This is a genomic window from Oceanobacillus neutriphilus, from assembly GCF_014645515.1.
In the GTDB taxonomy this organism is placed as follows: Bacteria; Bacillota; Bacilli; order Bacillales; family Amphibacillaceae; genus Oceanobacillus; species Oceanobacillus neutriphilus.
Map to the genome: position 1 here is coordinate 400,569 of NZ_BMLW01000001.1, position 25,001 is coordinate 425,569.

At 36.5% G+C, this 25,001-nt stretch carries 27 protein-coding genes; 4 read left to right on the forward strand and 23 right to left on the reverse strand.

Going from position 1 to position 25,001, the window contains the following annotated elements; translation table 11 throughout:
* Positions 1-66: 66 nt before the first annotated feature.
* Positions 67-1,014 carry a transketolase family protein gene (locus IEX29_RS01825; RefSeq protein WP_188732839.1) on the reverse strand — a complete coding sequence of 316 codons (948 nt, stop codon included), beginning with the start codon at positions 1,012-1,014 and terminating at the stop codon, positions 67-69.
* The gene (locus IEX29_RS01830) at positions 1,011-1,847 is read right to left on the reverse strand and encodes a transketolase (RefSeq protein ID WP_188732840.1); all 837 of its coding nucleotides are present in this window, start codon (positions 1,845-1,847) and stop codon (positions 1,011-1,013) included. Before IEX29_RS01830 ends, IEX29_RS01825 begins: the two co-directional genes overlap by 4 nt.
* A 239-nt stretch (positions 1,848-2,086) precedes the next feature.
* Between IEX29_RS01830 and IEX29_RS01835 the strand changes: the two genes are divergently transcribed.
* A complete protein-coding gene (locus tag IEX29_RS01835) occupies positions 2,087-2,320 on the forward strand; it encodes a hypothetical protein (RefSeq protein ID WP_188732841.1) in 234 nt (77 codons plus the stop codon).
* Between the two features lie 356 nt (positions 2,321-2,676).
* Positions 2,677-3,231 (forward strand): competence protein ComK, encoded by a 555-nt coding sequence (locus IEX29_RS01840; RefSeq protein ID WP_077601717.1) that lies wholly within the window; start codon positions 2,677-2,679, stop codon positions 3,229-3,231.
* Positions 3,232-3,358: 127 nt separating this feature from the next.
* On the opposite strand, the gene IEX29_RS01845 is transcribed toward IEX29_RS01840, so the two are convergent.
* The 7 genes from IEX29_RS01845 to IEX29_RS01875 form a co-directional block, all read right to left on the reverse strand.
* Positions 3,359-3,577: a hypothetical protein gene (locus IEX29_RS01845; RefSeq protein WP_077601716.1), complete on the reverse strand. Its 219-nt coding sequence runs from the start codon at positions 3,575-3,577 to the stop codon at positions 3,359-3,361.
* A gap of 236 nt (positions 3,578-3,813) precedes the next feature.
* The gene (locus IEX29_RS01850; protein WP_188732842.1) at positions 3,814-5,754 is read right to left on the reverse strand and encodes a BglG family transcription antiterminator; all 1,941 of its coding nucleotides are present in this window, start codon (positions 5,752-5,754) and stop codon (positions 3,814-3,816) included.
* A 31-nt stretch (positions 5,755-5,785) separates the two neighbouring features.
* Positions 5,786-6,829 (reverse strand): tyrosine-protein phosphatase, encoded by a 1,044-nt coding sequence (locus IEX29_RS01855; RefSeq protein WP_188732843.1) that lies wholly within the window; start codon positions 6,827-6,829, stop codon positions 5,786-5,788.
* Positions 6,830-6,833: 4 nt separating this feature from the next.
* Positions 6,834-7,655: a PTS system mannose/fructose/sorbose family transporter subunit IID gene (locus tag IEX29_RS01860; RefSeq protein ID WP_077601713.1), complete on the reverse strand. Its 822-nt coding sequence runs from the start codon at positions 7,653-7,655 to the stop codon at positions 6,834-6,836.
* Positions 7,652-8,440: a PTS mannose/fructose/sorbose/N-acetylgalactosamine transporter subunit IIC gene (locus IEX29_RS01865; protein WP_077601712.1), complete on the reverse strand. Its 789-nt coding sequence runs from the start codon at positions 8,438-8,440 to the stop codon at positions 7,652-7,654. Before IEX29_RS01865 ends, IEX29_RS01860 begins: the two co-directional genes overlap by 4 nt.
* A complete protein-coding gene (locus IEX29_RS01870; RefSeq protein ID WP_077601711.1) occupies positions 8,441-8,908 on the reverse strand; it encodes a PTS sugar transporter subunit IIB in 468 nt (155 codons plus the stop codon).
* Positions 8,895-9,323: a PTS sugar transporter subunit IIA gene (locus IEX29_RS01875; RefSeq protein WP_077601710.1), complete on the reverse strand. Its 429-nt coding sequence runs from the start codon at positions 9,321-9,323 to the stop codon at positions 8,895-8,897. Before IEX29_RS01875 ends, IEX29_RS01870 begins: the two co-directional genes overlap by 14 nt.
* Before the next feature lie 564 nt (positions 9,324-9,887).
* Here IEX29_RS01875 and IEX29_RS01880 point away from each other — a divergent pair.
* Positions 9,888-10,259, forward strand: a complete 372-nt coding sequence (locus IEX29_RS01880) for a nuclear transport factor 2 family protein (protein ID WP_077601709.1) — start codon at positions 9,888-9,890, stop codon at positions 10,257-10,259.
* Between the two features lie 183 nt (positions 10,260-10,442).
* Positions 10,443-11,189, forward strand: coding sequence for an SDR family NAD(P)-dependent oxidoreductase (locus IEX29_RS01885; protein ID WP_077601708.1), 747 nt, complete (start codon positions 10,443-10,445; stop codon positions 11,187-11,189).
* A gap of 203 nt (positions 11,190-11,392) precedes the next feature.
* Here the strand turns inward: IEX29_RS01885 and IEX29_RS01890 are convergent, their stop codons facing one another.
* The 14 genes from IEX29_RS01890 to IEX29_RS01955 form a co-directional block, all read right to left on the reverse strand.
* Positions 11,393-11,692, reverse strand: coding sequence for a helix-turn-helix transcriptional regulator (locus IEX29_RS01890; RefSeq protein WP_229720047.1), 300 nt, complete (start codon positions 11,690-11,692; stop codon positions 11,393-11,395).
* A gap of 156 nt (positions 11,693-11,848) precedes the next feature.
* Positions 11,849-12,757 carry an NAD-dependent epimerase/dehydratase family protein gene (locus IEX29_RS01895; protein WP_188732844.1) on the reverse strand — a complete coding sequence of 303 codons (909 nt, stop codon included), beginning with the start codon at positions 12,755-12,757 and terminating at the stop codon, positions 11,849-11,851.
* Positions 12,758-12,775: 18 nt separating this feature from the next.
* Entirely contained in the window at positions 12,776-14,146 is a 1,371-nt protein-coding gene (gene hydA / locus IEX29_RS01900; protein ID WP_188732845.1) for a dihydropyrimidinase, read from the reverse strand.
* A gap of 16 nt (positions 14,147-14,162) precedes the next feature.
* Positions 14,163-15,392, reverse strand: coding sequence for a M20 family metallo-hydrolase (locus tag IEX29_RS01905; RefSeq protein ID WP_188732846.1), 1,230 nt, complete (start codon positions 15,390-15,392; stop codon positions 14,163-14,165).
* Positions 15,393-15,432: 40 nt separating this feature from the next.
* Positions 15,433-16,896 (reverse strand): NCS1 family nucleobase:cation symporter-1, encoded by a 1,464-nt coding sequence (locus IEX29_RS01910; protein ID WP_175637074.1) that lies wholly within the window; start codon positions 16,894-16,896, stop codon positions 15,433-15,435.
* Between the two features lie 50 nt (positions 16,897-16,946).
* Positions 16,947-17,705, reverse strand: a complete 759-nt coding sequence (locus IEX29_RS01915) for an SDR family NAD(P)-dependent oxidoreductase (RefSeq protein ID WP_077601703.1) — start codon at positions 17,703-17,705, stop codon at positions 16,947-16,949.
* 21 nt (positions 17,706-17,726) lie between these two features.
* Complete coding sequence (locus IEX29_RS01920) at positions 17,727-18,095, reverse strand: RidA family protein (RefSeq protein WP_139344734.1); 369 nt, start codon at positions 18,093-18,095, stop codon at positions 17,727-17,729.
* A 48-nt stretch (positions 18,096-18,143) separates the two neighbouring features.
* Positions 18,144-18,803 carry a helix-turn-helix transcriptional regulator gene (locus IEX29_RS01925; protein ID WP_077601701.1) on the reverse strand — a complete coding sequence of 220 codons (660 nt, stop codon included), beginning with the start codon at positions 18,801-18,803 and terminating at the stop codon, positions 18,144-18,146.
* Positions 18,804-19,027: 224 nt separating this feature from the next.
* The gene (locus IEX29_RS01930; protein ID WP_188732847.1) at positions 19,028-19,816 is read right to left on the reverse strand and encodes an SDR family oxidoreductase; all 789 of its coding nucleotides are present in this window, start codon (positions 19,814-19,816) and stop codon (positions 19,028-19,030) included.
* Between the two features lie 445 nt (positions 19,817-20,261).
* Positions 20,262-21,251: a MurR/RpiR family transcriptional regulator gene (locus IEX29_RS01935; protein WP_505761314.1), complete on the reverse strand. Its 990-nt coding sequence runs from the start codon at positions 21,249-21,251 to the stop codon at positions 20,262-20,264.
* Between the two features lie 198 nt (positions 21,252-21,449).
* Positions 21,450-23,069, reverse strand: a complete 1,620-nt coding sequence (gene nagZ, locus IEX29_RS01940; RefSeq protein ID WP_229720048.1) for a beta-N-acetylhexosaminidase — start codon at positions 23,067-23,069, stop codon at positions 21,450-21,452.
* Positions 23,070-23,252: 183 nt separating this feature from the next.
* A complete protein-coding gene (locus IEX29_RS01945) occupies positions 23,253-23,573 on the reverse strand; it encodes a PTS sugar transporter subunit IIA (protein WP_077601697.1) in 321 nt (106 codons plus the stop codon).
* 9 nt (positions 23,574-23,582) lie between these two features.
* On the reverse strand, positions 23,583-23,891 hold the full coding sequence (locus IEX29_RS01950) for a PTS sugar transporter subunit IIB (RefSeq protein ID WP_077601696.1): 309 nt from the start codon (positions 23,889-23,891) through the stop codon (positions 23,583-23,585).
* A 32-nt stretch (positions 23,892-23,923) separates the two neighbouring features.
* Complete coding sequence (locus IEX29_RS01955; RefSeq protein ID WP_188732849.1) at positions 23,924-24,997, reverse strand: DUF871 domain-containing protein; 1,074 nt, start codon at positions 24,995-24,997, stop codon at positions 23,924-23,926.
* Positions 24,998-25,001: the final 4 nt, after the last annotated feature.

Here is a 25,001-nt window from a genome sequence, read left to right on the forward strand (position 1 = left end):
ATTATTATTTTAACTCCGCAAATAAGCACATTCTATTTATTCTCTATTCTCTTTACTGTAGGAAGATTAAATCATTCCCTCTGCTGTATCCACAATATTTTCAACGGTAATTCCGTTTATCTCCAGTAATTTTTCATACGGTGCAGATTCCCCAAATCTGTCCTGCACACCAATTCTTCTCACTTTAGTGTTACCTTCTTCAGCTACAACATCACTGACAGCACTTCCTAATCCATTAAGAATATTATGGTCCTCTACCGTCACAATCTTACCGATTTTCGTACATTCTATAATAGCTTCACGATCTATCGGTTTAATCGTGTGCATATCTAAAAGCTTCACAGAAACACCCTTGCTTTCAAGAATTTCTGCTGCCTCTAGGGCAAGGCAAACTGTATCCCCATTCGCAATAATCGCTACATCATTTCCATTTTTTATTTGCTTTGCTTTACCAATCTCAAACTCTTCGTTTTCATTATAGATTACTGGAACCTTATCTCTTGTAAAACGAAGATAAACCGGGCCGTAGGTTTCAGCGGCCTGCCTGACCAGCTTTCTCGTTGCATGATAGTCAGCTCCCATAATGACTCTCATATTTGGGATCGTCCGATACACGCCCATATCTTCAATTGCCTGGTGACTTCCCCCATCATTTGCCGGTGTTAATCCACCGTGAGAACAAGCAATTTTCACATTGAGATTCGGATAGCATACTTCCTGACGAACCTGCTCGGCCATGCGCAAAGAACCAAATACAGCATACGTACTGACAAAAGGAATTTTACCTGTTGTTGATAAGCCGGCAGCCATTCCAGCTGCATTTTGCTCTGCAATTCCAACATTGACATGCTGCTTAGGAACCGTATTCATAAATTTCGTTGTTTTGCAGGAACCGCCGATATCCGCATCGACAACCATAATATCTTTATTTTCTTTTCCCAGTTCTGCAATTTCATCACCAAAGGCTTCTCTTGTTGCTTTTTGCTCGTAAGGTGCTTTATTTAAAACAATCATGCATTTAACCCCCTTGCTAATTCTTCCATTGCTTTGTCATACTCTTCTTCATTTGGAGCTTTACCGTGCCAGCCGACAACATTTTCCATAAAGGAAACCCCTTTTCCTTTGATGGTATTACATACAATGATCTTTGGTTTACCATCTTTTACATTCTTCACTTCATCCAAGGTCTCCAGGATTTCCTCCATCGAATGGCCATCAATACGCTTTGTCGTAAATCCAAAAGCCTCAAATTTCTTTTCTAAATCAAGATTTGGCATAATTTCATTTGTTGGTCCGTCAATTTGTAATCCATTATCATCCAGAAAAACGATTAAATTATCCAATTTATACTTCACTGCTGATTGCGTTGCTTCCCAAATCTGCCCTTCTTGTGCTTCACCATCACCGATAACAGCAAAAACACGATAATCTTTTTCATCTAACTTCCCTGCTAATGCCATGCCTACTGCACAGGATAGTCCCTGCCCAAGAGAGCCTGTAGAGATATCAATTCCAGGACATTTCTTAGAATCTGGGTGCCCTTGAAATGGAGATTTATATTCTCTTAATGTTTTAACCGTTTCCATTGGCACGAAGCCTCGATGTGCCAATGCTGCATATTGGATAGGAGCAACATGCCCTTTCGACAATACAAAGCGATCACGGTCCGCCCACTCAGGATCTTCCGGATTTACATTCATCTCCCGGAAATATAAAGCGGTTACGAAATCAGCCGCTGACAGAGATCCACCAGGATGTCCGGACTGTGCATGGTAGACCATTGTTACAGCCGTCTGTCTTAATTGAATAGCTTGTTCTTTAAGCTCTTCTACTGTGATATTACTCACTATAATCACCTCAAAATATTTATTTAAAAATCTAATTCTTTATCCCTCGCTAATTCACAGAAAAAATATTTTCCTTTAAGGTTAATCGTTTAACCTTTTCTTGCATTATATATTGTAAGCGGAATCATGTCAATGATAAATTTTTGTCACTACTTTAATACGGCTCTCCTATAAAACAGCATGAATTCGGTTATGAAAGGACACGGAGGAAAAGTTATGAAAAAGAAGCAATTGTCATTATGAATGAATTGAAAGGAGTGGATTATAATTTGTTATTTGAAAAAAACAAAGAAAGGAAGGAATATAAAGAAAAAACGATTAACCTTCTTTCGTTTAATTTAGCTGATAGTATCCTATTATTGCTAGCTCTTGGAGACATTCAATATCTGCACAAGTACACAGTAGAAGAATTTCCAATTGTAATGATAAACTGCACTGAAGAGTCTATCAAGGATATTCCAACAGGTAAATGATGCCAGATAATAATTAATAAGCTTGGTCTTCAGTGATAACAACAAAAAGGAAGGCTGTAACCATCAAAATGGTGCTTACAGCCTTCCTTTTTGTTGTATAGGTTATATTTACTACAAAAAGAACATAATCTATACCTTCGCGTTTTTATTCTTAACTGCAAAAAAGTCCAATACAGCTATCTCCTTTTATAATCTGCTTTATAAACTGTATATACCTCCACTTTATCAACTATTTAACAATTATTAAATTTTTCAAATAATAATAATAATTCTACTTTATTTATTAATTTTAATGTGATAAAATATTTTCATATCATACATAATATGTTAATAATACATACCACAGGAGGGTTTTAATGAGTCCATGTTATAAAATAACCGACAAAACCATGGCAATATTACCAGTTGGATCACCCAAAAACACATCAAAAGTCTTTGAATCGGATCAGAAAAAAACGCTTACTTTCAAAGAAATGCCCTTATCAATTATCGAAAAGAACTGCCTGAGATATTTTTCCTCTTATAATGGCAGAAGAGCTGCTGTGCTTTACCACGAACCTAATTATAAAATGAAAACACCGATTCCTATCAGCTCTACCAAAGGAATTATAGCTTTTCCAACTCAAGGCCCCTCCCGAATAGATTGTGCGTGGATTTTTTATAACCATGTTGCTAAAATCGTAAAACGGGAGGGTGGAAGTGCCGTTATTTTTAAAAATGGAACAGAATTATTTCAGCCGGTTTCTAAAAATACTCTTTTCGGTCAACTTGTTCGTTGTCACAACTTAGGACATATGATTGAAAGCAGTGAAGAAAGTGAATCACCCCTTTCTGCTAATTTACTTGATCTTCAGGAGGAATCCATGACTATCCGCATCGGAAAAAATCCTGTCATCAGTTCTAAAAAGTAAATGTTCGCTAAACCATATCGCCGTGAACAAATCTCATAACAAGACAATCACTTGCTGAGAAAAGCATTTTAAATTATTCGACTACCTAAGTATGATTGCTCTTGTTCTGTGTGTTTTTTGCTGTTTTTTAACCATACTTATTTTCCTCGTTCACTCTTCCAAAAGACAGTATATTATCAATAATAAAACTCCGCACCTGCTTCCGATAATAACAATAAGCCAAAATTTTCGTTTCTTCTATTTGCACTACACGAATAATACGCTGTGTTACGTTATTATCTTTACCAAGATAATAAATCATAATTTTATTCTTTTGCTCCATTGCATTTGTTAAGAAACCGATCATTTAATATCACCTCTAAATAAAATGTTAGTTCCTATTTTATTTAGAAATAGTGCTTTTTATGCGGAAGGAAATTACCCTTATTTTATATTAAAAGGTAACTAAAACAGTTATTAAAAAATCCACCTTAAGTCAGTTTCTATCCTTCACCTGACCTAAGATGGATTCTCTTAGCAATATCGTCTATTTCCTGTTACATAATAAGTACAAACCGACTTTTCCTTTGTATCCTCCTGCTTCTAAATAAAAAACTGACTGTAATCTTTTTCTTTTTCTTTACAGAGATGAACCAGTTTATGTTTATCCGTCACTGTCCGGTTTAAGATATCTAAAAGCATCCGGAGTTTTTGCTTATCCCCATTCACATTTAAATTAATCAGTAAATAATATTCATCTCCCCCAATTTGTTCAGAGCCGTTTTGAGGAAACGAAAAGATTTTAAATGTCTCTTTCTCTGAGGAAAGATGGAGATAAATATGAATGTGTATATCTCCTGGAACTTCTACATGTTCATAATTGCAGCCATTTTGAAAATGAGCTTCAATGGGAAAATGATTGAATTTATACTTCGGCTCTATTTCTTCATACATAATGACAGGCATTTTCTTATTGTAATCGAAGGCATCTAAAAATATATGCTTCAATGAATCCACATACTCGAGTTCCGTCATGCCCTCTTCTGCAAAATAAATCGGAGAATAATGGATATTCATATTTTTACCATAGTTTGAGCATAAATAATAATCATAGTTACGATATGCCATCGAATCCAGTTCATATAAAACCTTTGTTTCAATACGCTCAATATAATCGGAAAAATGATACTGTAAATTGAATTTTAACTGCTGCGTACTCAGTCTGCCATCTATAGCAATAATTGCTAATCTCAGTTTACGGTGAGCCAGTTCAATCCGGTTCAACATCAGCAAGAATGTACTGAAAATCATATGCTCCTCATTTTCAGAGAATGTATAAGCATATTGCTGCTGAAACTGCTGGCAGATTTTTTTCATGACATGCAGCAGAAAAGGATCCTGTTCATTACTATCTCTAATATTCCTATAGCCTAAATCAACGCGGTCGGATACATCAAGCTTTATTTTCATACTGATGGGTATCATGATTTTAAGAAGGTCTTTTAACCATCCCTCGCTATCAAATGTATCAATCTGTAAGTATCCTGATAACTCTTTCAGCAGGAAATTCCGAGTTTCCTCAGCTAACGTTATCAGAGTATCATAATTTTCCACGGTACAATCTTTAAATCGATACAAATCTGTGCTGATAACTGCCATATAAGTTAAAAATTGAATAATATCTTTCGTAAAAGTAAACCCTTCAAATTCTTTCTGTAAGTTTTTTATCAGCTTTTCTACCAGTTCATATTCTTCCGTAGTATGGTAATCAAATACAATGCTTGGCAGCTCAAGGTCTATCTCTTTTTTATTCCTATTTTGATTTCGAAAATAAACTAAATAAATAATAAAGCGCTCGGCATTGATATCTGAAAATACAATTCTTGATTTCGTGATTGTCTCATAAAAAATCTTTCTGATTATCTCCATATCCGACCGGTCACATATAAATAGCTTATTATATTCTGCTATTCCAAAATCACTTGTCGGATTTTTATCAAAATATTTATAAACGCGTATCGTCAGCATAATTTTTTTAAATTGAGCACCCTGAACAAGCATCCCATAATGCGGTCTTACCACAAGAGTCAGATTATAATCAGACATAATTTCCTTTACTCTCTGCAATTCCTTGCTTAATGGATAGCTGACATTCAGTTCATATTGAAGAAACTCTACCTTTACGGGCTGATGTGAGGTTAACAGCCTTCGTAAAATATACTGAACGCGGTTATCAAATTCTGTATCAATCGTTTTCGGCTGATAAATTTGGAAATACTCTTTAATCCGATTTTCATATTCCTTATCCGCAATTTCTAATTTATATCCTTGCGACTGCTTGGATGTAATCAGCAAATCTGCTTTCACCAGCTCTTCTTTTAAAGTACGAATATCATTCTTAATCGTCCGGGATGTCACACCGAGCTCTGCTGCCAGCCGATCACTTGTCATATAGGTTTCTGAACGCAAAAGAAGGAGAAATAACGACTTAAACCTAGCTTTGCCATCTAAAAACTTAAATTTATTTGACAAGTCTAAATCCATGGTAATCCCTCCTTCCAGTTGCGGTATGAAATTATTCTAGATACATATCCTTCATCGTATCAATCATACTATGGGTTATTCCCAGCTCTTCCACCACATATTTTTCAATAGATCCATACTTTTGGATGATGGTATCAATGGACGTCGCAATAAATTCGGAACGTGTGTCAATAAAAGAATATAAATGCTCCAGAACCTCTTTGTCATCCGTCAATTTTTTATACCCTTCCATTTTCACACGGTTACGTTCCTTGCGATTTTCTTCGGTAAGCATGTAGTCTTTTACCAGATCTTCTTTTTTTACACCAAGAATACCAAGTACAAGCATAGCCCCAAATCCTGTACGATCTTTCCCGCCGCGGCAATGCTGAAGAACAGCAAGTGCATCTGGATTGGCTGTAATGCGCAGCATCTCTCCAAAAGCTTCCTTCGAGTTTTCTTTATTGGCAAACGTGCGATACTGCTCAAGTACTACATCCGCCTGGTTGACCAAAGTACCTTTTTCTTTTTGCTCTATAATTTTATTAATTAAATTAATATCTTCTTTATCCTTCGAAGAGGTAAACTGAGCTGACAGCTCTGCTGCATGTGCTACCGGATCCAGCTGATAAGTCTTTATAGAATCGTCAACTATTTTATTTGGATATTTACTGATCTCATCGTCACTTCGATAATCAATGATTGTATGGATATCCAGCTTCTTCAAATAGGCAACACCAGCATCTGTCGCATTATAGATATGATCAGAACGGTATAACATTCCCCATTTAACTGTTTTCCCATTCTCTGCTTCATATCCTCCCATATCCCGGAAATTATTCATTCCTTCCACTGGAAGCGTTCTCTCACCTATAGTATAAGCTTTATCGGCAGATTTCAAAAGAAAATATGGTCTGTAGTCGACAAAGCCTATATTAACGGAAAAGCTTGTCTCAGATGTTTTTAGTAAAAACTCCGGCTGCATGTCTGCAGGGCTTTTCTTTAAATAGACTGCTACTTCTTCTTCCCCAGTGTCATCCTTCTTGAATAAAAATTTATTGGTTTCAATTTGAGTAACTTCATATTTTTTTCTCATAGTATTATCCTAATACACCTGCCATCGTTAACAGAATAGCTAAAATCATAATTCCTACAATAAGCTGAGGGGCATACTTTCCGTTTGTCCGTTTAAAAATCTTATAAACAGCAAATGTAACCAGCAAGCTAAGAATTCCCGGCATAACCTGATCAATCATTTCTTGAATTTCGATAACGTTATCACCAGCTGTAATCTGGGCATCAATATTAATCTTGATAATACTGGCTATCAAGGCCCCGATAACCATCAGTCCTACTACGTTTGCCATACTGGCCAGTCTTTGCAGGAAGTTCCCGCCTGCGCCTTCAATCATTTGCACACCCTGCTTATAACCAATATGAATTCCATAATATTTCGTACCGACGTTGACAGTATTATATAAAAGGAACATCAGAATCGGTCCGATAACACTGCCATTTAAAGCAAGGGAAGCACCAATACTTCCACAAATAGGAAGCCATGTGAATTTCAGAAGGCTGTCCCCTATCCCTGCTAACGGTCCCATTAATCCTGTCTTAATAGCTGTCACTGTTTCTTTTTCCTCTTCGGTGGTTGTTTCTTCTACCGCCGCAGAGACACCCATAATTAAGGCATTCGCATTTACATGACTATTATAGAATTCTAAATGGCGTTTCATCGCCTGTGTTTTCAATTCATCTGGTTTATCAGCATATAACCGCTCTAAAACAGGAGTAAAACTGGATAGAAAACCAATTGCCTGCATCGATTGATAGTTATTTGTCACGTTCATTAATTGCATACGCCAGAAGATTCGATTGAGATCTTTTTTAGTAATCTTATTTTGTTCAGTATGCTCCGTCATAGATCATAATCCTCCTCATCATCGTCAAAATCATCTGAGTCCTTCGATTTTGATTCAGGCTTCGTTTCCTTCTCCCGTGTAGCCAAATCGTAAAGATAAGCTAACGGCAGGGCAATTAAGGTAATTGGCAATACAGATAAATCAAGATAAACGGCAAGTGCAAAACCGGCAATAAGGAAAACCCATAGTTCACCTTTCTTAATCATCATCAGCATCAACAGACCAATACCAACAGCAGGAATAATGGAACCAGCTATGGATAATCCATCCATGATGGAATCAGGCAGTGCTTCTACAGCTGTATCAATCGCACCGGCACCGAAATAAATAGCTAAGAAAGTCGGAACTGCACGGACTAAGAATGCTAAAATCATAGGAACATATTGAATACGAAATACCTTTTTAAAATTCCCCGTCTCTGCAATCCGATTGGCAATCGGGTTCAAGTAGACAATCCCGGAACGATATAAAATTAATAACTGCTGTGCCAGTAAAGAAGTAGGGACTGCCAACGCAACAGCAGTAGCCGTTCCGCCGGAAAGAATACCAAGAGCTGTTCCAATTGCGGAACCTGTAATAATATCCGGTGCAGAATAAGCGCCAACGTTCCCTACACCCATCCACATAACTTCTAATGTTGCACCGATTAACAAACCAGTCTGAAGATCTCCCATAATTAATCCGACAACCGTTGAAATCAACAATGGCCGTCTGATCATTTGTGTACCGATATCATCAATTGCACAGATACCGGCCCAAAGTGATACGAGTAAAGAGGTAACCATTTAGATGACCTCCCTCAAATCTACTTTTTCATCATTTGGAACCATTTGTACAGTAATATTTAAGCCTTTATCAAGTAATTCCTTGAATGCTTCTCTTTCTTCCGGTGTTACAGACAACGCTTTCGATACTTTTTCTCTTCCTTCACGGTAGCGCATTCCGCCAACATTTAAATCCTCAACCGGCACACCATTTTCCACAGCCTCTAAAACATCTTCGCTTGTTGTAAACAGAAGCATTGTACGGCGTGTAATTTTTTGCTTTTTGATAATCTCAGCAAATTTCTTCACAGGAAACGCTCTTACTTTAATTCCTGATGGAGCTGCCATGGTTAAAATATTTTTTTGTGTAGCATCATTTCCAATTTTGTCATTTAATACAACAATTTGTTCAATCTTGTGCATATTCACCCAAGTGGTTACTACCTGTCCATGGATTAATCTATCATCAATTCTACTAAAGCAAATCATCGTCATCGTCTCCTTCTAAATCTTTATTTGTTCTAATGGATAAACCTTGTGCGTAAGCTGCCTGAATAACTTCTTCCAGTGCACTGATTTCTTTCCCGCGGTTCATTAATACCTCCAGTAATAATGGAAGGTTTACTCCTGATGCAATCATCGTATTTTCTCTTGTCAGAAGATTGCTGGCTAAATTAATCGGTGTACCTCCAACAATATCCGTAAGAATCAACAAGCCCTTTGAGGTATCCAGGCTTGCTACTTTATCCTCCATTTCTTGTTTAAGGTCATCGAGGTTGTCTACAACAAAAACGCTAATTGTTTCATAGTTTTCCTGCTCTCCTACGATTAATTGCGCGCTCTCTATTGCCGCCTTTCCAAAATCTCCGTGTGTCATGACCAAAATACCAAATCCGTCTGCCATGTTATTCTCCCCTTTCTATATTTTATTTTTGCGTATACTTAAGTGACATTGACTGTTTTTACTACGCTTTTATTTTATAACATATGGTATCGTTTTCAATTTCATTATTTTCACTATTGATAATGAAATTTCACTAATCTAAAGGAAATAGTTTATATTAATGCTGGTTATGAAGTTATAAAAAAACACTTTATCATTATTTTAGATAAAGTGAACAGCAGCAAAGTAATGATGAGCCATCAAAGGGTTCTCTGATATATTCAGGGTTATAAACAAACAAAATTATTATAAAACAAGGCATGCCTGAATTAAAAAGAAATTAGTTCTGTGAATTAGAGAATAAAAATATTTTAATGTGCTAGCATCCCTATTTATAATAATATATTTTAAGTAACCTAACACGATTATTAATTTGTTTTCCCTTGATCAACTAAAAAATCACGATAATTGACAGTATAAGTAAATCAGAATACATTTAACATAGTTACTGCTTTTAAATATTATTTCTCATATATATTGAAAACGATTACTTTCCAACAAATAAGATAAAGGAGCGTATTATTTATGGATAATTCAACAATGAAAAAAGCGTTGCAGGAGTATGTAGATGCCTTCAATGCGAACGATATTGAACGTTTGATCTCTTTATTTTCTGATGAAGCAAGTGTAGAAGATCCTGTTGGTTCACCACCCAAAAAAGGCCGTAAAGAAATTGAAGCATTTTACAAAGAAAGTATGACTGGTGCCAAACTGGAATTATTAGCATCACCACGCGGTTCTTACAGCAATGCAGCGTCCATTACGTTTGCGGTTCACACGGAGAAAGAAGGGCATTCTATCCGTATCGATGTCACAGATGTAATGACTTTTGATTCCGACGGCAAGATTGCTACCATGCATGCCTATTGGGGTCCAGAGGATATGCAGCAGCTATAGTTATCGACGTGTTTGAGGTCACGATTTATAATTTTTCACAAATCTTACGTACGCCAAAATAAATGTTCCTTAAAGATAATATTGGATACATTTTAAAATTTCCGTAGTATATATGAACAGCTTTTGTAAAAGATATTTAAAAGACAAAACCAGAGTTTAGGCTTATTTGAAAGGATGATTATTATGGGACGTTTAACAGGTAAAGTAGCTATCATCACTGGCGCAGCTAACGGCATGGGAGCTTCGGAAGCAAAGCTTTTTGCAAAAGAAGGAGCAAAGGTAGTCGCAACAGATATTAATGATAATCTATTACATGAGGTAATTAACGAAATTAAAGCGGATGGCGGAGAGGCAATCGGCTTGAAACATAACGTGACATCGGAGGAAGAATGGAAACATGTTATTCAAGAAACTGTAGATCACTACGGTAAAGTGGATGTACTTGTAAATAATGCTGGTGTTTCCAGTCCAAAAACAATGGCTCAAATGGAAATGGACGAATGGAATAAAATCATGGATATTGATTTAAATGGCTGTGTTATCGGGATGAAGTATGTAATTCCAGAAATGCAAAAAGCCGGCGGCGGTTCCCTGATTAATATTTCGTCTATCGGCGGGCTAGTCGGTATGGCCGGATCAAGTCCATATACTGCTGCCAAAGGGGCATTACGTTCTTTATCAAAATCAGCAGCTGTTGAATATGGAAAAGATAAAATCCGCGTAAATTCCGTTCATCCGGGTATTATTGAAACACCAATGACTGCGGACACCTTTAAAGATGCTGAAGCTTATTATAAAACATTCACACAGCTTCCTTACTTCGGAAACCCTGAAGATGTTGCATATGGTGTGCTATTCCTTGCATCAGACGAATCCCGTTTTATGACCGGATCTGAGCTTGTGATTGATGGTGGCTGGACTGCGCTTTAAGAGGTAATGATAGAGCAATGTAGCAAGCTAATATATGCAATTTATTTTAATATAGCTTGTTTCTATTGGGATAGACCATACATTTATAAATATGAAAATGATACCCTCTTTTTACGTGATTCGTAGAAAGAGGGTATCTTTTATACAATATGTTACTTAACTCAAAACAAAAAAATAAGACATTGGTTTATAAATTTTCTTGTTTAATGCGAAAAAGTTGATATGGATGCTGCCTGTTCATCTTCGCCATGTTTATCAATAAGTGATAATTCAAGACCAAGAACATGTGCTAATTTTAGTAAAGTAACCAGCTTTGGTATATCTTTCCCGCTTTCCATCCGGCTAATTGTTTTTTGTGGTACATTAGATAACCTCGATAATTCCCGTTGAGATAATTCCTTTCTATCCCGGGCAGCGATTAGTTTTCCTACAATTTCCAGCGAAATAAATAATTCCGGATCTTCCTTTGCTAAATCTTTTCGGACATTCTCAAAGTTCTTCATTATTATAGTACCTGGATAAACGCTTAAGGAAGAAACAATCATCAAATAACAGCGAAAGCAAAATTACCCTATTCAAAAAGAAAAAGATCTTCCAATCGCTGCAACGATATGGAAAATCTTTTCTTTAACTTATTTAGTTAATATTTTAAATTCGATTCAGCTCTTCAAAAGATTATAATACTCTTTTATAGCATCACTAATTGAATACGAAGGTTTGAAATCCAGCACTTCTTTTGCTTTTGAACAATCAAGCGGAGGAATTTCATCATAGCCAAAGTCACCGGGACCTATTTGAAATACTGTCCCGGGAAATAGTTTTTTCATTATAGAAACTATTTCTTCTGTACTTGTTAAATCTCCTGTTCCAATGTTGATCGTTAAACCATTTGCATCTTTATTATTAATGGTTAACCAAATGGCGTTTACTACATCCTTCACATAAATATACTCTATCTTTTGATCCATTCCCTTATCTTCTATTATATTTTCACCTTTTAAAGCTTTTTCAAGAATATATTTTATTGGATCATGTGTCACTCTTCCAGCTCCAAAAACAAACGGTATCCTTAGAGATGTGATATTCATCCCGTATTTTTCATAATAAACCTTCGCAAGGTATTCACCTGTTACTTTGGTTACGCCATAGATAGAAGCTGGTGCTGGCATAGTTTCTTCATGAAGTTTTGCTGCTTTACTATCTCCATAGATTGCTGCTGAGCTTAAATATATCATTTTCTTCACTTGAAAAAGTCTTCCTGCTTCAAACACATTTGAAGTTCCAAGTATATTTGTATTAATTATCTTATTTGGTGAATTTTCAAATCCTTTTGGGTGTGATACTCCGCCGCCATGAACAATAATATCTATTTTATATTTTTCTAATACAGACGCTAAGCGCGAGAAATCATCCACATTTCCCTGTTCAAAAGTAAAACATGGAGAATCGAGATTCTTTTTTTCTGCCATATTTATGTCAAAGCCGACAACATGAAGGTTCTGCTGTAATAAGAGATTTACTAAATAACGGCCGATTAACCCATTACTGCCTGTTACTAAAATATTCAACCTTTATAGTCTCCCTTCTTAAGAGTGTTCCCTGAATCTATTTCGGTATAAAAATTTCCCGGAACCAGGTTCTCCAACTACCTTATTATCTTCAACAATTACTTTACCTCTCGATAAAACATAGTCAATACTCCCCTGCACTTCCATACCTTCATAGACATTATATTCTGTACTCTGTTTCTGAGATGCTTTTGTAATAACACTGGATTTATTGGGATCGAGAATCACTACATCCCCATCACTGCCAACATTAAGACTGCCTTTCTGAGGATATAACCCAAAAATCTTAGCTGGATTCTGACTTGTTATTTCAACAAGCTTTGACATGGAAATTTTCCCTTCACAAACGCCATATTTATAAAGTAATAACAGGGTACTTTCTATGCCTGGCAAACCGTTTGGTGCTTTTGTAAAGTTATTTATACCGTTCTCTTTTCCATTTACATATGGATGTGATGCATGGTCAGAGCCGATTGTTGAAATAGAACCGGATTTAATATTATGCCACAAAGCTTCCTGATCCTTATTCGTTCTTAATGGGGGAGAACAGATGTACTTAACTGCTTCTTTCTCTTCTTGTTTTAAATACTCTTCATTCAAAACTAAATATTGAGGACAGGTTTCTCCAAAAGCGTTAACACCTTTTTCTTTAGCTCTGACAAATTCTTTCAAGGCTTCCTCACAAGTTATATGGACAATATATGCCGGTGCTCCCGTTATTTCAGCGATTCGTAAAGCTCTCGCTGTTGCTTCTGCTTCTGTGGCAGGAGGCCTTGTATAGGCATGATAAATCGGTTTAGTATTATTGCTGTTTAATGCCTCTTCTACAAGACAATCTATTACACTGCCATTTTCAGCATGGATATTGGTTACAACTCCAGCTTTTTTGGCTGCTTTCATTAATAAATATAATTCTTCATCGTTCACCATATTTTCTTTGTATGCCATAAATAATTTGATTGATGTAACACCTTCATCTGGCAATTTGGAAATCTGTTCAAGTACATCTTTATCACACTTATTTATTATAGAGTGAAAGCTATAGTCTATTAAAGCGTTTTGAGCCTTCTCCTTCCACTCCGTTAAATCTTCTAAAAATGTTTGAGAATTATCTGGATCTGTATAATTTATTATCGTAGTTACTCCCCCAGCTGCAGCCGCACTTGTTCCTGTTTCAAAGGCATCCAGAGTTCCTTTAATTCCAAGATGCGTATGCGGGTCTATTAAACCTGGCAGGACATATTTATTTGTTGCATCCAGAATAGTGTCTTCATTGCCGCCAGTAATCTGATTGGATATCATGTTAATTTTTCCATTATCTATTTTTATGTCTGCTTGAAAGGTTTCGGATGCTGTCACTATTGTCCCGTTCTGTATAATTGTAGCCATCTTTTTCCTCCTCATTTTATTTATTTATATAATGTATCGCAGTTTTTGCTAATAGATTTGTTCCCAGCGTAATATCCTCTGCTTTTGCAAATTCTTTAGGGTTATGACTTCCATTTTCAGATCTGATAAAAATCATACCCATATCTGTAATTTCTGCCATTAATTGTGCATCATGGCCTCCACCGCTTGGCATTTCAAACGTCTCCATATCAAGCTCCCGACTTTCCTTCCGCATCGTTTCTAAAATATGTGGTGCTGATTTAGCAGGGTTTGCTTTTAATTTACTGGTTATTGTATATCGTAAATCCCTGCGTTCACAGATTTCTTTAATTCTTTTTTCGACTGTATCAAGAATAGCTTCTCTGCTTTCTAAATCAGTGTCGCGAATGTCAATCACAGTAGAAACTCTACCGGGGATAATATTTACCTGACTTGGCTGAACATCCATTGTAGCAGCTGTCCCCACAGCATTCCCTCCAGATTTATTCACAATTTCTTCTACCGCTAAAGCAGTTTCACTAGCCCCTAATAAAGCATCATAGCGTAAATCCATTGGCGTAGCACCAACATGATTAGGTTCTCCTTCAAAAACTACCTCTGTTAATGACAAGCCCGTAATAGCTGTGACAATACCAACCGGAGCATTCTCGCGGATCAAAATTGGCCCTTGTTCGACATGCATTTCCAGATATAATTCAAAATCTGTATTCTTTCTTACTGCCTTATCTATATTATCCGCATCTAAGCCAAAATTTTTTAATACTTCATATCTGGATTCACCATTACTATCCGTAACTTTAAGGTCTTCTTTTGTTAACTTGCCTGCCATCGCTCTGCTTCCAAACACTCCACCGGATTGAAATCTTGAACCTTCCTCTTCGCAGAAAGCTATCACTTCCAGTGGACGCATATTAGAGATGCCTTCTTCTTTTAAATGCTGTGCTACTTCTATGCCAGCAATGACACCCACAGTACCGTCATACTTCCCTCCGTTTCCAACAGAATCAACATGTGAGCCTAATGCAACAGCCTTTAATCCAGGGACATCTCCTTCTTTTCTGCCAATTAAATTTCCAGCCTGGTCCAGTCTCACATTTAATCCTGCTTCTTCCATCCATTCGCTAATTAACTCCAGACCTTCTCTATATTCTTTCGTTAAGGCTATTCTGGTGACTCCGCCTTCTTCGGTTTTTCCGATTTGGGCTAGTAATTCTATTCTTTGTTCTAATCTCTCTTTGCTTATCAAAGTACAAACCTCCATATACTGCATTTTATATATACATTGATTAAATTACATTACTGTTTGTATCTTTCTTTTGAGAATCTGTTATCGCTGTCCGTTTTGACCACATTAAAGCGAGATAAGTAACAGCAGCTACTCCTACACCAATAAACCAGTTATAATTATATAAATAACTAATAGATGGAACGATTAATCCGCTATATGCCGCTAAAGCACCTACTATAAAAGCTATTAAACCATTTCTATTCCACCCTCCATATATCCCGTCATGACGGAATAGGCTTGCAAGGTTATAGTTCATTTTACGAATAATAAAGAAATCTATTAACATAATCCCCAATACGGGAGCCATTGTTGCTCCGATTGCTCCCAAAACTACATCTAATGCTCCGCCTTCTTCATACCAAAGCCATGGTGCAGAAATGGCGCCAATCGTTAAAGCTATTGCACCTGATTTGCGAAAATTTAATTTTGATGGAGCCAGATTAGTTAAATCATATCCAACTGCTACCCCATTTGTCGCAACATTAACCGATAAAGTGGATACTAAAATTGAAAGTGCGCCAACAATAACGATGAAAGGGTTTTCAAATCCAGCTAAAACGTAAATTGGATTTGTTACAGGCTCATCAAAGGCATACATCGTTCCTGCTGTAGTCAATAATGCCATTAGCGAAAACAAAATAAACATAGTAGGCATGCCCATTCCTTGCCCTATAATATGATCCTTTTGTGATTTGGAAAATCTGGTTAGATCAGAAATATTCAAGATTAGGGTTGCTACAGTACCTAGTAAAGCTGTCATCCCAAGAAAGAACGTTGGCCAGAAATCCTCACTGGAAATAGTTGAAGGTATGGAAACCAGGTTACCTAATCCACCGGATACATTTACAGCCCAAAATACTAATCCTACTGCAATAACCATGATTACGGGTCCTGCCCATGCTTCAAATTTTCTAACACGTTCCATTCCATGTGTAATAACAAGAGCATGTAATGAAAACGTGATAACAAATGCAATAAATTCATTTAATCCGAGTCCTAAAACATTGATATTTCCCAGGCTATCCCACGCTGGAAAAGAAGATGCAAGAATTACATTAACAGCAATACTGCCAATGTACATATGCACTCCAAACCAGAATATCCCCAGACAAGCCCGAATAAATACTGGTATTTGAGCACCTTTCGTTCCAAAGCTGGCACGGATTAATACCGGGAATGGAACCCCATACTTTGAACCTGAATAACTGTTAAATGCAATGGCAATGAAAGCAACTAAATAAGCGCTGGCAACACAAGCAAAGGCTTGCCAAAAACTCATCCCTGCCACCATTAAATGAGCAGCTACTTCCCATGCAACAATATTGTGGACAATCCCCATCCAAATTGTAGCGTAAGCCCACCAGGTCCAATTCTTCTTTTCACCTGTTAATGGAGCAAGATCAGAGTTATACAAATTTTTATTAGGTTCTTTTCCTTCAACTAAAACTCTTTCTTCTTCCATGACAATCCCTCCATTGTATAAATTGAACATTCTGAATTATATCCTTAACCTTAGAGCATTACGTCTCCACAATTCGGGCCAAGAGTTTGGCCTGTATAAATATTCCCATCTGGTTCCGAAGCCAGAAAAACAGCAGTAGGAGCTACTTCTTCCACTTTTCCAAATCGAGGAATCACTAATTCTTTTTGCTTGTTCCCCTTCCATTCATCACTTACTTCCTTCATCAGCTGTGTTTCAATCGGACCTGGGGCTATGCAGTTTGCTGTAATTCCATATTTCCCGAGTTCCAACGCTACAGACTTCGTAAAACCGATAACTCCTGCTTTAGCAGCAGCATAATGGCTATGTTCGACACTTCCTTTTTGAGCAACCTGTGAAGATATATTAATAATCCTGCCAAATTTATTTTTTATCATATATGGAACAGTTAATCTTGTTGTCAGAAAGATGCTAGTTAAGTTCACTTCTATCATACGGTTCCATGTTAGCGTATCCATTTTATGAATAAGTGTGGGTGTTGATATCCCTGCGCTATTAACTAAAACATCAATTTTTCCGTAGTTTTCTATTGTATTAGAAATTAGCGTCTGTGCTGTATCCTCTTTAGAAATATCTCCTTCCGTTATTATTACCCGGTCTCCATACTGATTCATTTCTTTTTTAAATGCTTCTTTTTCCTCGATATTTCTAGCCAAATAATTTATCGATACTTTCGCGCCTTCTTGCAGAAATGATGTTGCTATTGTATAACCGATGCCTCCTCCAGGGCCAGCACCAGTTATAATAGCTACCTTATTTTTCAGTTTCAATTCTACCACTCCTTAAAGCTATTACAATTCAGCAATAGCATCGATTTCTAAAGGTATTCCTTTTAAATCACAGCCAATTGTAGTTCTGGCTGGTAAGTTATCTGTGAAAAACTCTTGATAGACTTTGTCATAGATTTCAAAATCATCTAAGTTAGTTAAATATGTGTTTACTTTAACCACATCTTCCAAACTGCCGCCTGCTGCTTCTAATACATTCTTAACATTAGTAAGCGCTACTCTAGTCTGTTCTTCGATAGTCTCTGGAACCTTACCAGTTTTTATATCAACCGGTGCCTGTCCTGCAACATACACCGTGTTATTTTTTTTAGTAGCTTGAGAAAAATGTCCACCCGGCTTTGGAGCCATACTTGTATTAATAATTTCCTTCATGATAATCTCCCCTTTACTATATTTTGAAACAAATCATGTTACTTCTTTTTATATTCCTTGCGTGCTGCGCACTGTATCTAAATAGTTGTAGAGTGTGTATTTGGAGATTCCATAGTACTCACAGATTTTATCTCCTGACTTTTGAATGAGAAAAGCACCTTTTTCATCCAGATATTTTATCCCCTTTATCTTATCCTCTTTGCTCATATGTGCGACTGGCTTTCCTACATGATTTTGAGCTTCTTGAATTAAAAGGGCTAATACATCATTCACGTTATTCACAAATACTTCCTTTACATCTGTATTAATTTTATTTAGGTCTGTAAACTCCTTAATAGATGTTTCAGCCATCATCAAACTTGTGATATCAAAATTAATACATATACATCCAATAGGTTTTCCTTCACTATTTCGGATATACATTGTAGTTGATCTTAACATTCTTCCGTCTTTTGTCTTTGTCAGGTAGTTATGTTTATCACCTTCCTGATCCGTTCCTCTCAAAACTTCCAATCCTAAATTCGTTCCTGTATCTCCCACTTTCCTGCCTGTAACATGGCCATTTTCAATCCGGACAATTAAACCGCTTCCATATTTCTCGTGCTGCGTTAAATCAAGAAGCACAACTTCACAATCACTGCCAAACTGTTTAGCAATACCTTTTACGGTCGACGTCAAAAAATCAATTTCCTCATTAATATGTTCCATTTTAAAGAGCTCCTATCTATGAATATTCACAATGTTATACTAATTAATTTTTTTTAGTTTGTCAACATTTTTTTTAGTTTGGTTTTTGAGGGATTAGAATATAAAAAGAAGAGTAACAGATTCCCATAAAGAATCTATCACTCTTTCTTAACACCGTTTTCTATTTCTTATTCAACTTATTCTGTATTAAAAACACCAGTGTTTATTTTTAGAGCTTATCCAATCTAATAAGACTTAACAAACCCGCCATCAATCAACAGTGTCTGTCCAGTAATATACGTATTTCGATAAGATCCTAAAAAGACAGCGGCCTCTGCGAATTCCTCCGGTGTGCCATATCGGCCGATTGGAATAGAAGCCTGGACTTTATTTTGCCATTCCTTCAGTTCAACCTGGTTCTTCTCTGCATTTTTCTTATCAAGACTCCGCAATCTATCTGTATCGATTTTGCCCGGCCCGACGATATTAATTAATATCTGGTCCTTTGCATAATCTTCTGCCAGTGATTTGCAAAGGACCTGTACACCGCTTCTAAATATATTGGAAAGCAGCAGCTCGCTGATCGGTTCTTTAATAGAACTCGATGCAATGTATATAATTCTTCCTTGCCCATTTTCCTTCATTAAAGGAATTGCTTCTTTTATTGCCCGTACAGAGCTCATTAAAGTCAGTTCAAATGCATCATACCAAGCTGTCTCATCACTGGTTTCAAAATTAATAACCGGCGGTCCTCCTGCATTACTTACCAGTACATCAAGTACGCCAAAGTGTTCTTTCACAAATGCAAATAAACGGTTGATATCTTCCTTTTTCGAAACATCTGTAACGAATGGAATTACTTCACGACCTGTCTGAGTTGAAATTTCATCTGCTGTTTTCTTCAGGGTCTCTTCATTTCTGCCGATAATAATGACAGATGCTCCTTCTTCTGAATACTTATTCGCAATTTCTCTGCCGATTCCTTTGCTTGAAGCTAAAACTAACACCTTTTTGTTTTTTAATTTCAAATCCATTGTTTATCGCTCCTCTCTTTTTTATTTAATATATCATAGTGGAATTGGTATGGAGAAGGATGCGCAGTTTTTATCGAGAAGAACTGATGACTGTAGAGCTGAAAATCTTTTTCTAAATAAAAAACAGCACTCTTTTAAAGACGCTGCAGAAGACATAACTTTCATGAGCATATCAACGATTCTTCACTCGTTAATTTAGGGTTGGCTCCAAAACTCTTATAAAAGTACGGTGAAGATATCTTTTCCTCTTCCTCCACCGCAGAAGATTACTTTCCTAAATAAGCAAATCTCCCATGTTTATTTTGAATACATCAGGCATTTCTTCCAGAATCATTCTTCTCTTTTTATTTAAATGAAGGACCCCTCGTCTTCTGATCCACTCCATCAATACCCAAAACTATAGGTCCTCCGCTTATTTTTTACAATATCGGACGAGTCTTCTATGTTATGAATCAGACTCCCCTTTCTTTTTACTTAAACCGGTTTTATTCATGTTTAACTTCAAAGTCTCAATTGCATCCTTTGTTACCGCCAAATGTTTAACTGATGTCTCATACTCCAGCGATGCTACGCACATAAATAAAATATCAATCACCTGGAGTTGGGACATTCTTGATGACATAGCACCACTTCTAAATGTTGGTTCTCCAGTCGCAGACGTGTATAAATTAATACTCGCCTGCTCTGTAACAGGCCATTTTCCATATCTTGTTAAACTAATTGTACCTGCGCCATTTTCACGGGCAATCTCTAGGATATTCGCAACTTCTTCTGTTTCGCCGGAAAATGATATACCAACAACTACATCGTTTTTTTCTGCATTTGCAACAAGAGTTGCGGCCATGTGCATATCTTCAAAAGCATATGCATTTTTATTAATCCTTAAAAACTTCTGTTCAGCATCATGTGCAATAATACTTGATGCACCTACCCCAATAAAGTGTATTCTGCGTGCTTTTTTTAAAAGATGGACCGCCCGATCAAGTTCATCAATACTTAGTAATTCCGCTGTTTCCCGAATCGTTTGAATACTATTATTTGTCATTTTCTCGATAATAGACATAGTGCCCTCATTCGGTTTAATATCTTGGATTCCTGCTTGAGTTGTTTTTTGCAGGTCGCCTGCCACTCTTATTTTTAACTCATGAAACCCTTTTAAATTTAATGATTTGCATAATCGAATGACAGCTGCTCCACTTGTTGCGCTTCTTTTTCCAAGATCGTTCGCAGTTAGTGAAATGATTTCTTGCGGGTTCTCTAAGATATATATTGCTATTTTCTTTCCAGATGGTGATAGCCCGGAAAGCATTTCTTTAATTCTCATTAAACCACCAGTCATATAAGCCATACTATCAACTCTTTTCTTATATAGTCTCCAATTTTCAAATGCTGTATATTTTTGATTTTTATTTTCAGGTCCATAATATAAAATCACCCACCATATCAAAAGAATAATTCATATTCTGCAATCCAGCAATTCCGGGAGAGCTTAACAACAGCCTTTGGTCAAATCAAGAAACCTTTTTAGCTATTACGAAACGTATACAGGTCAATAGTTAAATTTTTTCTGATATCAATTAAATCTCTCTTAATATATTTCTTCTAAACTTTAAACTATTCTTAATAACTGCGATTACTGATTCTGAATTGTAATTGGTAGTTTCCCATTCACTTCTTTCTTTCCAAAGATCGCACTTGCAGCTGTCTCCAACGCACAAGGAGTAAATTCATACGTATTCAGATAAGCAGGCACCTTTGGGAAATACCTTAAAACATAAGGATTTTTCATCGCCACAACCACTACATAGGCGCCAATTTCTATTAGTTCTTTTATAAGCATTAATTGACTACTTTCTGCTGCCACGGATAAAGTGCCTATAATAATAGAATCATATTTTTTTACTTTCTTAACCAACTCATTGATTTCATCAATTGATATCGTGTTATTCAATTGTTCTACATCAGCAAATGGATGAAACCGGAGAACTGCTTCTCCTAAATTAAATTCCATATTTCTTTGATCCTCTACCCGCACCATTTCATCGTTTTCGGGATAAAGAACTAGAACCTTATCGTTTATATCTAATGGGAGTAAACCATCATTCTTAACAATGGTTGTACTATTCCGGTAAACTTCTGCGGCAAGCTCCTTATGTTCATTACCACCTACTATGGGGGGAACTTTTGCGTCATCAAGCTGCACGTTATCCCAATCAAGATACTTTTCTTTTAAGCTTTGGATTCTTTTATTGGCATCTGTTATATAATTCATATCAATCTCGCCAGAATCTATTGCGTTTATAATCTCCTTTACTGCACCTTTTTGACGTTCAAAAGTATGTGAGATCATGACGAAATCAACTCCTGCCTTCACAGCAGCAACGGCCCCTTTTTCAGTTCCAATTGTTTGAGAGATAGCGTCCATCTCCATACAATCAGTTGTTATTACTCCGTTATAACGGAGTTTTTCCCTTAGTAATCCTGTAACAACTTTTCTAGATAACGTTGCAGGCAAACCTGCTTTTGATTCGATTGCAGGGAAATAGATATGTGCTGTCATAATTGTATCAGCACCTGCTGCAATACACTCTTTAAACGGCTTCAATTCTACTTTTTCCAATCTTTGTAGATCATGTGATATTACAGGTAAATCTAGATGGGAATCAACATCTGTATCACCATGTCCCGGAAAATGTTTCAAGGTAGTTATTAGACCAGCCTCTTGCATTCCTCTTATTGTCTCTCTTCCAAATTGTGCCACCTTTTCAGCTGACTCGCCAAATGAGCGGACACCTATCACTGGATTTTCAGGATTATTGTTTATATCTAAAACAGGAGCCAGATTCCAATTTATCCCTAATCCAAGTAATTCTTTCCCTGTCGCAAAGCCAATTTCATATGCATTACTAATGTTATCCGTAGCGCCCAGAGCCATTGCCCCAGGAAATATTGTCGTCCCTTCACCCAAACGGCGCACAATCCCATTTTCCTGGTCCACGCATATCAATAGCGGGTATTTATAACCAGCTTTTTTAGCTTCTTTTTGCAAGTTCGTTGTCAAATTTAATACTTCAGCAGAGGTACCAATATTACGGGTGAATAAAATAATACCTCCTACATAATAGGTATTAATTAATTCTTTCACTTCAGGAGTAATCTGCTTTCCTTCAAATCCAACTATTAATAATTGACCAGCTGCTTTATTCAAGCCGGAAACACCTCTTTCATCACGGATTTTATAATCATGTTTCAATAAATGTAAAATTATTATCGTTTCATAATAAGAAAAGCTGTGAGCCTTAGAGAAGGAACACAACTTTTCTTATTAATTCAAAGTCCTTTCACTAATACAAAAGGTCTAAAGCACATGATTTGAGGTAAGATTTGAAAATAGAATATTTTGGTTTTTCAAATCTTTACTTTAACATGACTGCCCTTATTTATTATTTGCATGCATCTTTGTATACATGAAAAACATTTCCTTTGACAAATGCCTAATCGTTTCCGTACTCATCAATTGGTCTTCAGCATGCATGAATAATAAAGAAAACGGAACTTCTTCTCCTTGGGCTTCTTTTTGAATGAGTTGTCCATGAATTTTATGCGCTTCAATAAAAAAATGATTTGCTTCATCCATTTTTGACTCACCTTCTGCAAAGTTCCCTTCTCTTGCTTTCTGTAATCCTTCAATAATGAGTGATCTTGCAGTTCCTGCATTACTAATGATTTGCATATATAATAATTCCATTTCTTCCATTCTTTTGCCTCATTTCTTATTGACAAGCTTTTCCGCAAATTCTATTACTGCCGTTCCATCGTTCATCCCGTAGGCTACCGTGTCAATAACATCTACAGGAATATTTTGTGGTTGAGCAATCTTTTCAGCGTCTTTTCTCCAAAATCTCATTTGTGGTCCAATTAAAACTACATCAGCATTTGAAATATGTTTTGCTGCTTCTGCTTCAGGAACAGCCCATATTTTATAATCTTTCCCCTGTTCCTCAGCTGCTTTTTCCATTTTAGTGACTAATAAACTCGTTGACATACCTGCACTACAAACTAATAAAATATTCACGTTAACCTTCACTCTCCCTTTTTTTATTCTTACTACATTACTTTTTGTAGTAAAATTTGACTGCCTCCATCGATAAAATCAAGCAGTGGAATATCTTGCGGAATAACTTCACCGATTACATTCACTTTGTCGTCTTGTTTCAGATCTGTTAATGTAATTTGGATTTCCCCTGCGTATCGGCCATACTTATTATTATCAATTGTAATAGATCCCTTCTTACGGTCTGTTGTATGAGCCGGGTTTAAATTTTCATTATCGTGGAGATCAATACGAGATTTCCCAAAACGGACCAGGTCCCTCGCTGGATCTCGACGATTAATCTGAACATTTTCTAAATACGTATGAAAAACGGCAAATTCCGGCCTGATTTCCCCCCTATATCTAATTGGGATAATACCATCTGTAAGGAAAGAAAATTTTTCTAGTGTTTCATCCGCTAAGGATGGATCTCCAATATAAACTTCATCGACAAGACCATTTTTCTTTAAATCCAAACAGGCATGAACCGGTGACATGTCCCGATGTTCTTCTAATGTTGGCAATCCTTGATATAATGGTTTTCTTTTTACTCCGTCACCTGCAACAAAGGCAGATATTCCTATTTGATATTTTTTCAATAATATATTCTTTTCGATAAAATATTCTCTTGATAATCCTGTTTCCGGCCGAGGATAAAAGTTGTGTGCTGCCTCCGTATTATCTACGTTTAATCCTTTATTAATTAATTTTTCCAGGATCTCATCTGTTAATGTACTTGCATTTAAAGAGATTCTCATTTTTTTAGATAGTTGAACAATCTCTTCCAAACTTAAACCATAATCAACCCGGAGGCCTGTAATCCCCCATTCCAGTAATTGATCCACATTATTTATATCCATGTCCAGATATTTAAATGATTTTGGGGAGATGTCAGCAAATAAATCCATTTGGTGTTTTTTTGCTTCACTGCCCAGATGAAAAAGTAATTCTTTATAAGACTTTGTATCATCTTCTGGAATATGAAGTGATGTAAAAATGGAGGAAAACCCATTTCGGGCTGCTTTTTCAATCCACTTTTGATTAAATTCTTCGTCTTCCTTTGACAGATAAACAGAAATGCCAATCATTGTA